Source organism: Pararhizobium mangrovi (assembly GCF_006516965.1).
GTDB lineage: Bacteria > Pseudomonadota > Alphaproteobacteria > Rhizobiales > Rhizobiaceae > Pararhizobium_B > Pararhizobium_B mangrovi.
In genome coordinates this window covers 20,750-34,195 of sequence record NZ_VHLH01000003.1, presented here as the reverse complement: position 1 = coordinate 34,195, position 13,446 = coordinate 20,750, and the positions used below count along the sequence as shown (strand labels likewise).

Below are 13,446 nucleotides of genomic sequence, written 5' to 3'. Positions count from 1 at the left end.
TCCGACGCGTGCCCGTTTCCTCAGTAGCCCTTCGCGAAATCCCCTTCCGCCTTCGCGGTATTCTTCTCGTAGTGCGGCGCCCATGGCTTTGCCAGCCGGGCGGTCAGGGCCGTGAGGTCGCGCAGGCGGCCATGGCCTTCCTTGCGAAGGGCGGCGCTGGTCCTCTCGACATCCGGGAAGTGGCTTTCGATCGCGTTCAGCCAGATGGTGCGTCCGGCCAGGAAGCCTTGGGCACCGGCGGCATACGCGTAAGTCAGGACGCGCTCGAACTGTTCGGGTGCGGCCCCGCCCGAAAGCATGACCCAGGGAATGCCGGCCTCGCGGCAAATGGATCCGACGGCCTCGAACTGGGCGGTCGCCTCGCTTGCCTCGGTACCGGCATCCGGATGCGGCAGCGAGGCGGCCGGTACGGGGGTTTCGAGCTTGTAGAGATCGACACCGTATTCCGGCTTGGCGAACTCGCGCACGCTTTCAACGACGAGTTCGGCGCGCTTGTCGGGCGATTCGACGTAGTCGCTGGTATGCCGGTCGCTGCCCATGAAGGGATAGACCAGCAGTTCCAGGACGTACGGAATGTCGTGGCGCCGGCATTCCTCGCCGACGGATCGCACGAATTCCTTCTGGTGCTCGATGATTTCCGGGCTCGCGTCCGGCCGATACCATGCGAGCACCTTGACGCCGTCGCCGCCGATCCGGCGGATCTTTTCGACGCTCCAGTTGTCGATCGCGCGCGACTTGCGCCCTTCCGCCGTCTCCTGCGTGCGGTGCTCTTCCAGCGTCACGATCAGGCCGGTCTTCTTCGGCAGGATATCGATTGCCGCCGGCATGGCGAAGTTCGGGTCGAAGAGCATCGAGCTCGCATCCTCGGCCAGCGTCTCGACGAGCAGCCGCTTGGCCTGAAGCATATCCTCGAAGGTCACCGCCTCGGGCTCGATGCCCCGGGCCTTGGCGATGGCGGCGATCAGCGGGGGGCGCTGGTCGAGCGCGACCATCGTGAAGTAGCCGTGATCGTCGGCGAGCCGCGCAAGGCCGCGATTCTTGCCAATAGTCGTCATGAATGTTTCCTCTGGAACTGGATGACTTCGTCGAAGGTGGGAATGGCGCTTCGCCCGTCGGGCCGGGTGCACTTCAAGGCGGCGGCGGCCGAGGCGAAGCGCATCGCTTCCGCGACCTGCATGCCGTTCGCGACGGCAAGCGCGTAAGCCCCGTGGAAGACGTCGCCGGCGCCGTTCGTGTCGACGACGGCCACTTCGTGGGCAGGCAGGCGCATCTCGGTGCCCTTGCAGCGCCACGCGACCCCTTCCCCGCCGAGCGTGACCGCGACGACGGTGCAGCCGAAGCGCGCCTCGATCGCTTCGAGGGCGTCACTCGTCCGGGAGCCCGCCAACGCGCGCAACGCCGGTTCGGAAAAGATCGCATGGTCGGTGAAGGGCAGGATGCGCTCGAACACCTGCGTGTCGGCGACGTCTCCGTCGAGCACCGTCGCGACGCCGGCTTTGCGCGCGGCATCGAACGCCGCGACGGCACCTTCCGGCCACCGTGGGTCGGCGAGCACGCAACCCGCCTCGCGGATGTCGGACAGCGGCAGCCAGCCCGCATCTTCCGGCATGTCGCCTCCACGGAAATTGACGATGTGACGTTCGCCTGCCCGATCGACGAAGACGCCGGAGACGGAGGACCGGGCTTGCTCGAAGAGGCGGAACCATCGGGTGTCCACACCTTCCCCGGCCATCTGATCCCGCATGACATGACCGGCCGGATCGTCGCCGGCACGTCCCCAGAACCGCGCGTCGCCTCCGAGCTTCGCGACCGTAACGGCGGCCGTCGCCGCCATGCCCCCGCCGCGCGTCGCGAAGCTTTCCGCTCGCGTCTTCGAAAGATCCGCACCCGGGAGCCGCTCCGCCTGCCATATGTGGTCGAGCGCCGACAGGCCGACGCAGATCACGCGAGTGGGCTTGGCGGATGCCGCGTTCACCGCCTGGATCCTTTCGACCGGCGCAGAGAGCCGTTCATTGGATGGCCTTCCCGCTTTCGGCATCGAAGAGGCGCGCCTTGCCCGGGGCGGGGACGAGCGAGACCCGGTCGCCGGGGGCAAGCCGCAGGTCCGGCGAAACCCGGGCGATCGCCGCGACGTCGCCGAGCGTGAAGTGGATCAGCGTATCCGAACCGAGCGGCTCGACGAGATCGACGGTGATCGGAACGCCCTCGCCCTTGCCTTCGCCGGCTCCGTCGAGATGTTCGGGCCGGATACCGAGAACGATCTGCCGGTCCTGCCCGGCCGAAAGCGTCGCGAAGCCCGGTACGGCATGGCCCGGAACCGTGTCGCCGGTCTGCAGGCGCAGGTCATCTCCCTCGACGGTGACGGGGAAGAAGTTCATGGCGGGCGAGCCGATGAAACCGGCGACGAACATGTTGACCGGCCGCTCGTAGATCTCTTCCGGCTTGCCGACCTGCTGGATGACGCCGGCCTTCATGACGACGATCCGGTCGGCCATCGTCATCGCCTCGATCTGATCGTGCGTCACGAAGACCATCGTCGTTCGGATCTTCTGGGCGAGCGCCTTGATCTCGGCGCGCACCGCCGCGCGCAGCTTGGCGTCGAGATTGGAAAGCGGCTCGTCGAAGAGGAACACCTTCGGGTCGCGCACGATCGCCCGGCCCATAGCGACGCGCTGGCGCTGGCCGCCCGAAAGCGCCTTCGGCCGACGATCGAGATAATCGCCAATATCGAGAAGGCGGCTCGCCTCGGTGATGCGCCGTTCGATTTCGGCCTTGTCCGCGCCCTTGTTTTCCAGCGCGAAGGCCATGTTCTGGCGAACGGTCATGTGCGGATAGAGCGCGTAGTCCTGGAAGACCATGGCGATGTCGCGCTTGGCGGCGGGAACGCCGTTCACGCGCTCTTCGCCGATCATCACCTCGCCGCCGTCGATCGTCTCGAGGCCGGCGAGGATGCGAAGCAATGTGGACTTGCCGCAGCCGGACGGTCCGACCAGCACGACGAACTCGCGATCGGGTATTTCGAGGTCGAGATCGGGAATGACCGTCAGTTCGCCGAACTTCTTCACGAGCTTGCGCAGGCTGATCGAAGCCATCAGCGCTCCTCCTCGAATGCGAGTACGGGTTTGATGAGCCGACCCTCCGCAAACCGCGAAAACCGCTCGGGAAGGAGATCCAGTGCGAAGGCGTCGTCGACGAGACGGCGATACCGGTCGCGATGGGCGCGCAACAGTTCCAGGTTCGGTTCGAAATCGTGCTTGGGGAAATAGAAGGTCCGCATCATGACGAAGTCCTTGCGACGGAACACCTTGTCTTCGGTAATGGTCCACGGCTCGGCGTTCTCGCCGACGAGCACGATCGCCCCCTTCGGCAACACGAGTTCAATCGCCAGGTTGCGCGCCGCGTGCGCGCCCGAGCATTCGACGATGAGCTTGAAACGCTTCTCGCGGCTGCCGGTCGGATGCGCCGTCGCGCCGAAATCGACGGCGATCGCCTCGCGCACGGGGTTCGGATCGGAAACGTGGATGCGCGCATGGCCGAGCGCCTTCAGCGCCAGAATGACACCGAGGCCGACCGGTCCGGCGCCGCAGACGAGCACGTCCGAACCCTGCGCCGCCGGCACGACCCGGCTCGCCTCGCGAACCGCATGCGCCGAGGTGCCGATGGTATCGAGCAGCAGCGGGGCGAGATCGTCGTCGATGTCGTCGGGCACCGGCAGAAGGCAGTTGTCGGGCACGGCGACGTATTCGCCGTACCCACCGCCCCGGTTCCAGCCGATGAGCGAGGAGATCTCGACGCACATCTGCGTATCGCCGGCCCGGCACGCTTCGCAGTGGCCGCAGTGCAGCGGAATGTAGACCGCGCACCTTTGCCCGTGCAGCGGGTGGCCCGGCTGGTCGACACGGCCGAAGATCTCGTGGCCCGCGGTATGTTCGGCACCCTTGTGCCAGAGCTTGAAGTCCGAACCGCAGAGCGCGGTTCGAAGGACGCGCACCAGCGCCTCGCCCGTGGCGGGCTGCGGCATCGGCACCGTCTCGACGGTGATGCGCTCGTCGCCGTGGAAGACGGCGGCACGCATGGTCGAATGGTTGTCGCTGTTCATGAGGGTCATCCCTTCACGGCGCCGAGCGTGAGGCCGGACACGAGCCAGCGCTGCACGACGACGGCGAGGATCAGTGGCGGCAGGGCGATGAGGGTGGCGGCAGCCATCAGTCCGCCCCAGTTGGTGGCGCCCTCGCCGATGAAGTTGAAGGATGCCGCGACCAGCGTCTTCGTCTGCGCGTTGGAAAGCACCAGCGCGAAGAGGAAGTAGTTCCACGAGAAAACGAAGGCGAGGATCGAGGCGACGGCGATACCGGTACTGACGAGCGGCACGGCGATGCGCCGGAAGATCTTGATCGGTCCGCAGCCGTCGATCTGCGCCGCCTCGATCACGCTGCGCGGGATGCCGTCGAAGAATGGAAGCATGACCCAAAGCACGATCGGAAGCGTGATGACGGCATGGGTGAGGATCAGCGACCAGTAGCTGCCGATCATGTCGAAGTGTCGGAACATGACGTACCAGGGAAGCAGGAACAGCGTGCCGGGCGCCATGCGCGCGACCAGGGAGACGATCGCCGGCCAAGTGATGCGCGTCCACGAAACGACGAAGGCCGCCGGCGCGCCGAGCAGAATGCCGATCAACGTCGAAGAGACCGTCACGAGCACGCTGTTGAAGGCGTAGTGCAGGAAAGGCGTCGTCTGCGAAAGCGAGGCGTAATTCTCGAGCGTCGGCGAGAAGATGAGCGTCGGCGGATAGGCCGTGACCTCGAAGGAGGGCTTGAAGGAGGAGAGAACCATCCACAACGTCGGCGTGATGACGACGATGCCCGCGATGGTGAGCTGGATCACGTTGAGAACGGTGAACCACGGAACGGAGAAACTACGAGCGCGCATCGTTTGCTCCTACCACGCGACTGCGTTGCGCAGCTGGTTCAGGATCAGGACGGCACCGAGCACAATCACGGAAAGCGTCACCATGAGCGCGCTCGCATAGCCGAACTGGAAGAACTCGAAGCCGACGCGAAAACCGTAGATGTTCAAGGTGTCGGACGCGTTTGCCGGCCCGCCCTGGGTGGTGATGTAGATAAGATCGAAAAAGCGCAGCAGATCCACGCTACGCAGGATCGTCGCCGTCATGATCGTCGGCAGAAGCAGCGGCAACGTGATGCGGAAAAGGACCTTGCGGCGCGATGCACCGTCGATCTCCGCCGCCTCGTAGACGCTTGGCGGAAGCGACTGCAGGCCGCCAAGCACGATCAGCGCGACATAAGGAGCCCATTGCCAGGTGTCGATGATGGCGATCGTCGGGACAACCCATGTCGGTGAGGCGAGCCAGTCCGACGCCGGCAGGCCCAGCGAGGTCAGCACATAGTTCGCCGCGCCGAGCGACGGATCGAGAATGACGAGCCACATCATACCGGTCACCACGCCCGGTATCAGGAACGGCGAGATGAAGAGCGACCGAACGATGCCAGGCAGTCGCTTGGAACGGAATAGCAGCAGCGCGAGATAGGTACCGAAGAACAGCTGGAGTGCCAGCGAAAGGAAATAGAGGTAGAAGGTTACGACCAGCCCGTGCCAGAACTCGCCGTCGGACACCAGATGCGAATAATTCCCAAGTCCGTTGAATACCAGTTGCTGGGCTGCCGTCGTCGCATGAAAACTCATCCAGATCGTATAGATAAACGGAAAGCCGATCATTGCGATGGTGTATATCATCGCCGGCAACGAGAGGCTTGCCAGCTCCAGGCGCGCTTCGTTCTTCTTTTCCATCGTTCAATCCAATCGGCCGCAGCGTTCCGTCATGAATAAGAATGCCGATCCGAATTCCAAATCCGTAGCCATGCGAACACTCGACATCATGTGCGCCATATCGACGAAAGATCCGAATATTTGTCGATCATCGGGCGGCTGTGCTGGAGGGTATTGTCCCAAGAGGCTTTTCGATTTCGCGACCGCCGCCGGGTCATTGCCGGTGATGGGTCGCGTTCACTGCTGCGCGATAAGCGCATCGGCCTTTTCGTCGGCCGTCTTGCAGGCTTCGTCGACCGATGCGGTGCCGAGTAGAATGCTATCGACGGCCTGGCCGATGATTTGTCTCGACACGGGATTCTGGGCGATCGGATAGGCGACGTCGGAATTGCCGTTGGCTGCCAGGAAATCGATCGCCTGCTGCCATTGCTTGCGTACCGGCTGCTTGTCGAGCCACGTCTTGTAAGCCTGATCGCTTGATGCGGACTTACGGGGCGGTGCGATTCCCGCCAGCGCCAGCTTCGCCTGCATCTTCGGGCTCGTCGCCCACTGGACGAAATACCAGGCGGCGTCGGGATTTGAACTGAACTTCGAGATCGCAAGCGACCACCCGATGGTGATGGGGTGCGATCCGCCCGGCCCTTTCGGCAAGGGCATGACGCCTGTGTCGCCCAAGCGCTGCTCGTTCTCCATGATGGACGAAAGCTCGTTGGACGACTCGAAGGACATGGCCGATCGTCCCGCCCGGTAAAGGCTCGTCAGCTGGTAGAAATTGTAGTTCACGACACCGGGAGGGCCATAGTCCTTCAGAAGGCCGGCATAGGTCCTGAGCGCCTTCTTGCCTTCCGGCGAGCACAGGTTGGACTTGCCGTCCTTCATGTACGACCCGCCCATATTGTGCAGCAAGACGCTGAACGTGTAGGGAAGCGCCGGCTTGAGACCACGTGAAGCGAACGCGGTGACCGAAGGGTCGCATTTCTTGATCTTCGCCGCGACCTTGGCGATGTCGTCGATCGTGCCCGGGGGCGAAACCTGGCACTTTTCGAAGATGTCCGTACGATAATAGATCACCGGACCCGCAATATTGAGCGGGATCCCGACGAGCGCGCCGTCGAATGTCGCGGCCTTTACCAGCGCAGGGCTGAGATCGTCGAGTTCATAGCCGGGCGCGGTTTCCTTCTTCGCCAGCGGCATCAAATCGCGATACCAGCCCGCTGCGGCGAACTGCATGCCCTCCCGGGAAACCTGCGTCATGAACAGGTCGACCTCGTTGCTGCGCGCGTTCATCACGGTCACGAGGCGCTGGCGCATCTGCTCTTCGGAGTACGTATCGACGCGTAACGTGATGCCGGTCAGCTTCTCGAAGTCGCCCTTGTACTTCATCACCGCCGATGTCCAAGGATTGGTACTCGCCAGAAACGAGACCGTCTCTCCGGAATGGGCCTTCCAGTTGAAATCGTCGGCCATGGACCGTTGGGCGGACAGACCGGTTGCAAGGATGCCGAAAGCACCGGCGAACACGGCCGTAACGAACTTCGAATTCCACTTATGATCCAGCATCGCCTTCTCCCAATCGACGCCAAGGAAATTCTTGTAACCGGTTACTTATTCCCGACGACTATTGTTGTCAACACGGATGGATGACGGTGCCGAGCTGAAATGATCGTTGGTCGAACTGGCAACGACGACGATCACGCATGCGGAAGCGTTAGGAGGAAAAACGTCGATCCGCCCCAAATCCAACGCTGAAGGTATCCAAGTATAGCAGGTCTAAAGCCATCGCGCCGGCACGATTCCCGCGATCAAATAGGCTGCCCAAATTGACGATAACTACGCCGCCTCATCGCAATGGGTAAGGCACAGACGGGCGTTTCGTGTACGCGACACGCCAGGTTACAGAAATCGGTTACATATCCGCCGGTGAATGCTTCCGGCGCGACGAGTTCAGACCTCGACGGGCTTCCGAATCGATTTCCGGTTCCTGAGTGCGCGACGGACCGTAGCGGCAAGGACCGCCAGCACGATGAGCGCCGAAGCGGCGAGGAACGCGGCGCTGATCGGACGCTCCACGAAGACCTCGAAGCTTCCCCGTGAAAGCAGCATGGCGCGCCTGAAGTTCTGCTCCAGCATGGGACTGAGGATGAAGCCCAGGATGAGCGGCGCCGGCGGCAGGTGCAGGAGCCGCATGCCGTAGCCCATCAGGCCGAACAGCAGGACCAGATAGATATCGAAGACCGAGCTGTTGATGCTGTAGACGCCGATGCAGATGAAGGCGAGGATGATCGGGTAGAGGATCGTATAGGGGATCTGGAGCAACCGGACCCATATGCCGATCATCGGGATGTTGAAGACGAGCAGGATCGCGTTGCCGAGCAGGAAGCTGACGACGAGCCCCCAGAAGAGCTCGGCATTGTCGGTGATGAGACGCGGCGTCGGGGTGATGCCGTGGATCATCAGGGCACCGAGCATCACCGCCATGACGGCACTTCCCGGAATGCCGAGCGTGAGCGTCGGAATGAAGGAGGATTGCGCGGCGGCATTGTCGGCCGCTTCGGGCGCGGTTACGCCCTCGATCATGCCGGTGCCGAACTTTTCCGGCGTCTTGGAGACCCATCGCTCAACGGCATAGGCGAGGAACGAGGCCATCGTCGCTCCCGCACCCGGCAGGATCCCGCAGATCGCCCCCATCCCCGCACCGCGAAGTGTCGGCTTCCACGTTCGCCGCATATCCTCCCGGCTCGGAAGCCTGACCTTGTAGCTGAAGCCTTCCGCCGCATGGACACGCGATTTGCGTGCCGTTGAGATGACTTCGGCCACACCGAACAGGCCCATCGCCACGGCCACCAGATCGAGGCGATCGGCGATCTGTGGAATTCCGAAGGTGAACCGTTCGCGTCCCGACGTGACATCCTCGCCGACGATGCCGAGCAGCAGCCCGAAGAAGACCATGGAGAGGGAACGGGCGAAGCTGCTGCCTCCCATTGCGGAAGCGCCGATCAAGGCGAGCACGACCAGGGAGAAGTATTCCGCCGCACCGAAGCTGAGAGCGAATTTCGCGAGCAGCGGCGCGAACCCGCCGACGAGTATGATGCCGAGCAGACTGCCCACGAACGACGAGATCGTCGTTACGAAGAGCGCGATGTCCGCCCGGCCCTGCTTGGCCATGGGATACCCGTCGAGGCAGGTCACGGCAGCAGGTGCCGTCCCCGGCAGATTGAGGAGGATGGATGCCGTCTTGCCGCCGTACTGGCCGCCGTAATAGACGCCGCTCAGCATGATCATCGCCTGGATCGGATCGAGGTAGAACGTCACGGGGAGAAGCATGGCGATCGCGGGAAGCGGCCCGACGCCGGGCAGCACGCCCACGAACATGCCGAGCGTCACGCCGATGAAGCAGTAGAACAGGCCGTTCCAGGTAAGTGCGACACTCGCGCCCACGGCGAGGTGGTTCAGGAGTTCCATTTCAGAACCATCCCTTGACGAGTTCGAAGGGCAGACCGAGCCCGACGACGAAAATGAGGTAGGCGATGATCGGGATCGCGACGATCAGCTCGACGAGCCTGACCCATGAGAAATGCGATGCGGCGAAAACGCTGACGACCGTCAGCCCGACGCATGCGGGGATGAGCCCGGCACGCTCGAGCAGGAAGCCGAACAGGGCGATGGCGCATGGAACGAGCACGATCGACGGCGCCGTATCGCGCAAGACGGACCGGATATCCTCTTCCTCGTCGTCTTCGCCAAGAGGCATTGCCTCCCGGTCGACCACCTCGCCCGTCGGTTGCTGGAATGCCCGTGCGAATGCGATGCAGAGACCGAGGACGATCAGGACGCCACCGATGAGCATCGGATAATAGCCAGGCCCCATGCGGCTCGCGCTGCCCAGCGGATATGAAGCGAGCGACCTGATCGCCGCGAACAGGCCGACGACCGTCACCAGGCCACCGGCAATCAGGTCGGTGATTTCGATCCGGCGGAAATTGACGAGTTTCATTGCCTTGTTCTCTTGGAATTCGCCCGTTCGATCGCCTACCAGGATCCGACCGCGATCGATGGATCCTCCGGCGGTATCGGCGGGTAGTGAAGCCCGCGCTGCCCCGAAAGCTGCCGGTTATCGGCGACCTTGTCTTCCGGTTCGTCGACGCCGACGAGTTCGCCGTCCTTCACCCACGCCTCGTCGCTTCCGTAGAGGCGATCAAGCAAGGCACGCTTGAGTGCGGCCAGTCTTTCGCTCGCTTCCGGCGATCCGGAAAGATTGATCTCTTCCCGCGGATCTTCCTGAAGATCGAAAAGTTGAAAGCGGTTTCCGGCCGGATACCAGATCAACTTGTAGCGGCCGTCGTGCACCATCCGGCTTGCCCGTTCGCTGGAAAGGCACTCGCCGTAGAAGATGTCGCGCTTCTCGGTGCCGATCGCACTCAGTCCATCGCAGGTTTCGGGAACAGGAAGACCGGCCAGATCGAGGAGCGTCGGCATAATGTCCTGCAGGCCGACGAGCCGGTCGTTTGCAGCACCGGCAGGCACGCGCCCGCCGTTCTTCCGGTCGACCAGGATGAAGGGCACGTTCGCCGAACCCTCGTACATCAGCCGCTTTGCGTAGAGGCCGTCGTCGCCGAGCATGTCACCGTGATCGCTGACGAAGCACAGGATCGTGTCGTTCAGCACCTTCTCCTCGCGCAGCGTGCCGATGAGGATGCGGATCTGGTGGTCGATATGCGTACACAGCGCATAGAAGGCCCGCCGCATATCGGCAAGCTGTTCGGGCGGCAAATGCGGCCAATAGCTCTGGACGGCGCGAAGCACGAAGGGCAGCGATGCAGGATCGCGCGCCCATTCGGCCATGATCGGATCGTCGATCGTCCGGTTGCGATAGCGTTCGATGTAGCTTGCAAGCGGAGCGAGCGGCGGATGCGGATGCGTATAGGAAACGTGCCAGAAGGCCGGCCGCGTCGGATCGCGGCGCTTGATCATGCGTGCGGCGGTGGTCGTCGTCCAGTTGGTAACGTGCGTGTCTTCCGGCAGGTGCCACGGTCGCCACGAATACTCGTTGTTGCTCATGCCGTGCAGGAACTGCTTTCCCGCACGACCGGCATCGGCGAGAAAAATCTCGTAGTCGTCCGGTCCGCCGAGCTGACCGCGCCCCTCCTCCGCCAGCATCACATCGTCGAACCCGATGCGATCACGCGGCGGATAGACATGGAGCTTGCCGGTGGCGAAGGCCTGATAGCCTCCGTCCCGAAAGCACTGCGCGAGGGTCGGCATATCCGGCATCGCAAGCGCCGGCTGGAAATCGCGATCGCCATGCACGCGCGCCGAACTGCCCGTCATCATGGAACGGCGGGCCGGAATGCAGATCGGAACTTCCGAATAGCAGCGCGTGTACCGGGTTCCGACTTCGGCCAGCCGATCGAGCGTCGGCGTTTCGATGACGGGATGGCCGGCGCAACCCATGAGGTATCCGGGCCATTGATCGACACTGATGAAGAGGACGTTCGGTGCGGGTGCAGACATGGAAATTCCGGCCTTGATGGGCGGTCATGCGAACGTTGAAACGGACGCATGACCGCGGCACATGAAATCGGTAAAGGCACGTTCACGCCGAGGTGCCCGGACGCGAGCGGTCGCGGCCGAGATATTCCAGTTCAGCGCTTCTTGATGCCCGCCTGCTTCACGAGCTTGCCGAGCTTGTCGGACTCCTGCGCGATGAACTGTGAGAAGTCTTCCGGCGAACCGCCGACCAGATTGATGTTGAGCTTCTGGAACTGCTTGACGAATTCCGGCTGGCCCAGAATGGCGTCGACGGCCTTGTTCAGCTTCTGAACGATCGCCTTGTCCGTTCCAGCCGGTGCGAAGAGACCATGCCAGGAGGTGAAGGTGTAGCCGTCGACGCCGGCTTCCTGCATCGTCGGCACATCCGGCAGCGCCGGGGTGCGCTTGTCGCCGGTCACGGCAAGGGCCTTGAGATCGCCCTCCTTCACGTTCGGCACGATCGTACCGTCGATGATGGCTCCGACTTCACCGGACATGATGGCCGTGCGCGCCGGCGTCGAACCGTTGAAGGGGATATGCACGGCGTCGATGCCAGCTTTCGCCTTGAAATACTCGAAGGCGAGCTGCTGGGCGGAGCCGATTCCGGCCGAAGCGTAGTCGAGCTGACCGGGATTGTCCTTCGCGTACTGGATCAACCCCTTGACCGTATCGACCTTTACCTTGGGACCCACGGCGAGCACCAGCGGGATCGACGTGATCTGTGCGATCGGCTGAAAGTCCTTCTGCGGATCGTATTTGAGATTGCCGTAGACGAACGGATCGACACCGTGCGTGGCAATGTCGCCAAGAAGCAGCGTGTAGCCGTCGGGATCTGCTTTAGCGACTTGGGACGCGGCGATCGTGCCGCCGGCACCCGGCTTGTTTTCGACGACGACCGGCTGGCCGAGCTTTTCGCTCAGCGGCTTGGCGAGGCTGCGAGCGATGAGATCGGTGTTTCCGCCAGGCGAATAGGGAACGATGATGTGAACCGGCTTGGTCGGCCAGTCGGCCGCATGGGCTGCACCCATCGAAAGGCTGCCGATCATCGCGGCGGCCATTGCAAGAAACTGGAAGCGGCGTCTCGTTAGCATCGTCTTTCCTCCCGTTCGAAATCGATCGCTATTTACCGACGACAATTTTTTCCTATACGACGTTATAGTCAAATAAGAACCCCTTATTGATAAGGATTGTGTGGTGGACCAGCGCCAGCTGAATTCGTTCGTCGTCCTTTCGGAGGAATTGCACTTCGTCCGAGCCGCGCATCGGCTCGGGATCAGCCAGCCGGCGCTCACGCAACAGATCCACAAGATGGAACGCGAGCTGGGCGTGACATTGTTCGCCCGTACCGGCCGGCGCGTAGGTTTGACGGATGCCGGGCGCATTTTCGCCGACGACGCGATTCAGCTCCTTCGCCAGCTTGAAAGCGCAGTTTCCTCGGCGAGGCAGGCTGCCGAAGGCCGCATCGGGCGTCTGAGGATCGGCTTCGTGGAAGCAGCCTCCTTCCATGCCCTGCCCCGCATCGTCTCGCGATTTCGGGGGCTTTATCCGGAGGTACAGCTCGAACTGGTCGAAATGATCACCATGGAGTTGAACGAGGCGCTGCTACGGGGCCGTCTCGATGCCGCACTCCTGCGCCCCATCAAGATAGAGGAGCCGCTTCAATACCGGATCATCCTGAAGGAACCATACGTGATCGCGCTTTCCGGCGATCATTCGCTCGCCGAAAAGGCGTCCCTGAGCCTTGCCGAAATCATCGACGAGGGGCTCGTGATCGCACCGGGACGGAAAGCCCATCACGTGCGCTCGGTCTTCCGGCCGTTGTTCGAACGCCTGCAGCGCGAGCCGTATATTGTCCAGGAGATCAACCAGTTGCACGGCATCATCGGGCTCGTCGGCGGCGGTGTCGGCTATACGCTGGTGCCGTCGTCCGCCGCCTCGCTGCAGATTGCTGGCGTGACCTACAAGCCGATTGCCGACCCCGACGCACCGCTGGCGGAACTTGCCGTGGCATGGATGCCCTCACGCGCCACGCCGTTGCTCGAAAACCTGCTTCAGGTGACGCGAGAAGTCAGGCGAGACATGACGAAACCGTCCGGCACGTAGCCGATTGAAAGCGCCCTGTCGGAA

The 13,446-nt window shown here is 62.8% G+C and carries 12 protein-coding genes and 1 pseudogene; 2 read left to right on the top strand and 11 right to left on the bottom strand.

Translation table 11 applies throughout. The features are described from left to right. Nucleotides 1–20 precede the first annotated feature (20 nt). The 11 genes from FJU11_RS02700 to FJU11_RS02650 all read right to left on the bottom strand — a co-directional run bounded on the left by FJU11_RS02700 (nucleotide 21) and on the right by FJU11_RS02650 (nucleotide 12,410). Nucleotides 21–1,055 carry a tagatose 1,6-diphosphate aldolase gene (locus tag FJU11_RS02700; protein WP_141165484.1) on the bottom strand — a complete coding sequence of 345 codons (1,035 nt, stop codon included), beginning with the start codon at nucleotides 1,053–1,055 and terminating at the stop codon, nucleotides 21–23. After that, nucleotides 1,052–1,975, bottom strand: a complete 924-nt coding sequence (locus FJU11_RS02695; protein ID WP_235890787.1) for a sugar kinase — start codon at nucleotides 1,973–1,975, stop codon at nucleotides 1,052–1,054. Before FJU11_RS02695 ends, FJU11_RS02700 begins: the two co-directional genes overlap by 4 nt. A gap of 34 nt (nucleotides 1,976–2,009) precedes the next feature. Beyond that, nucleotides 2,010–3,092, bottom strand: coding sequence for an ABC transporter ATP-binding protein (locus tag FJU11_RS02690; RefSeq protein WP_141165482.1), 1,083 nt, complete (start codon nucleotides 3,090–3,092; stop codon nucleotides 2,010–2,012). Continuing rightward, nucleotides 3,092–4,099: an alcohol dehydrogenase catalytic domain-containing protein gene (locus FJU11_RS02685; protein ID WP_141165481.1), complete on the bottom strand. Its 1,008-nt coding sequence runs from the start codon at nucleotides 4,097–4,099 to the stop codon at nucleotides 3,092–3,094. The genes FJU11_RS02690 and FJU11_RS02685 overlap by 1 nt, the downstream gene beginning before the upstream one ends. A 5-nt stretch (nucleotides 4,100–4,104) precedes the next feature. Beyond that, nucleotides 4,105–4,932 (bottom strand): carbohydrate ABC transporter permease, encoded by an 828-nt coding sequence (locus FJU11_RS02680; protein WP_141165480.1) that lies wholly within the window; start codon nucleotides 4,930–4,932, stop codon nucleotides 4,105–4,107. A 9-nt stretch (nucleotides 4,933–4,941) separates the two neighbouring features. Further along, nucleotides 4,942–5,811 carry a carbohydrate ABC transporter permease gene (locus FJU11_RS02675; RefSeq protein ID WP_141165479.1) on the bottom strand — a complete coding sequence of 290 codons (870 nt, stop codon included), beginning with the start codon at nucleotides 5,809–5,811 and terminating at the stop codon, nucleotides 4,942–4,944. 216 nt (nucleotides 5,812–6,027) lie between these two features. Continuing rightward, nucleotides 6,028–7,350 carry an ABC transporter substrate-binding protein gene (locus tag FJU11_RS02670; protein ID WP_141165478.1) on the bottom strand — a complete coding sequence of 441 codons (1,323 nt, stop codon included), beginning with the start codon at nucleotides 7,348–7,350 and terminating at the stop codon, nucleotides 6,028–6,030. A 384-nt stretch (nucleotides 7,351–7,734) separates the two neighbouring features. Further along, on the bottom strand, nucleotides 7,735–9,252 hold the full coding sequence (locus FJU11_RS02665) for a tripartite tricarboxylate transporter permease (protein ID WP_141165477.1): 1,518 nt from the start codon (nucleotides 9,250–9,252) through the stop codon (nucleotides 7,735–7,737). A gap of 1 nt (nucleotide 9,253) precedes the next feature. Next, nucleotides 9,254–9,784 (bottom strand): tripartite tricarboxylate transporter TctB family protein, encoded by a 531-nt coding sequence (locus tag FJU11_RS02660; RefSeq protein WP_141165476.1) that lies wholly within the window; start codon nucleotides 9,782–9,784, stop codon nucleotides 9,254–9,256. A 35-nt stretch (nucleotides 9,785–9,819) separates the two neighbouring features. Further along, the gene (locus FJU11_RS02655) at nucleotides 9,820–11,301 is read right to left on the bottom strand and encodes a sulfatase-like hydrolase/transferase (RefSeq protein ID WP_141165475.1); all 1,482 of its coding nucleotides are present in this window, start codon (nucleotides 11,299–11,301) and stop codon (nucleotides 9,820–9,822) included. A gap of 131 nt (nucleotides 11,302–11,432) precedes the next feature. After that, nucleotides 11,433–12,410: a Bug family tripartite tricarboxylate transporter substrate binding protein gene (locus FJU11_RS02650; protein WP_141165474.1), complete on the bottom strand. Its 978-nt coding sequence runs from the start codon at nucleotides 12,408–12,410 to the stop codon at nucleotides 11,433–11,435. 100 nt (nucleotides 12,411–12,510) lie between these two features. On the opposite strand from FJU11_RS02650, the pseudogene FJU11_RS18825 reads away from it, so the two are divergent. Together FJU11_RS18825 and FJU11_RS02645 are read left to right on the top strand one after the other, a co-directional pair. Beyond that, nucleotides 12,511–12,639, top strand: a pseudogene (locus FJU11_RS18825) (helix-turn-helix domain-containing protein); the annotation flags it as partial. A gap of 165 nt (nucleotides 12,640–12,804) precedes the next feature. Then, a complete protein-coding gene (locus FJU11_RS02645) occupies nucleotides 12,805–13,422 on the top strand; it encodes a LysR family substrate-binding domain-containing protein (RefSeq protein WP_235890784.1) in 618 nt (205 codons plus the stop codon). The last annotated feature ends 24 nt before the right edge of the window (nucleotides 13,423–13,446 follow it).

Bases quoted from the DNA above. Each gene is read 5' to 3' on its own strand.
- FJU11_RS02700 (WP_141165484.1), bottom strand. From the start codon at position 1,055: ATGACGACTATTGGCAAGAATCGCGGCCTTGCGCGGCTCGCCGACGAT.
- FJU11_RS02690 (WP_141165482.1), bottom strand. From the start codon at position 3,092: ATGGCTTCGATCAGCCTGCGCAAGCTCGTGAAGAAGTTCGGCGAACTG.
- FJU11_RS02685 (WP_141165481.1), bottom strand. From the start codon at position 4,099: ATGAACAGCGACAACCATTCGACCATGCGTGCCGCCGTCTTCCACGGC.
- FJU11_RS02680 (WP_141165480.1), bottom strand. From the start codon at position 4,932: ATGCGCGCTCGTAGTTTCTCCGTTCCGTGGTTCACCGTTCTCAACGTG.
- FJU11_RS02675 (WP_141165479.1), bottom strand. From the start codon at position 5,811: ATGGAAAAGAAGAACGAAGCGCGCCTGGAGCTGGCAAGCCTCTCGTTG.
- FJU11_RS02670 (WP_141165478.1), bottom strand. From the start codon at position 7,350: ATGCTGGATCATAAGTGGAATTCGAAGTTCGTTACGGCCGTGTTCGCC.
- FJU11_RS02665 (WP_141165477.1), bottom strand. From the start codon at position 9,252: ATGGAACTCCTGAACCACCTCGCCGTGGGCGCGAGTGTCGCACTTACC.
- FJU11_RS02660 (WP_141165476.1), bottom strand. From the start codon at position 9,784: ATGAAACTCGTCAATTTCCGCCGGATCGAAATCACCGACCTGATTGCC.
- FJU11_RS02655 (WP_141165475.1), bottom strand. From the start codon at position 11,301: ATGTCTGCACCCGCACCGAACGTCCTCTTCATCAGTGTCGATCAATGG.
- FJU11_RS02650 (WP_141165474.1), bottom strand. From the start codon at position 12,410: ATGCTAACGAGACGCCGCTTCCAGTTTCTTGCAATGGCCGCCGCGATG.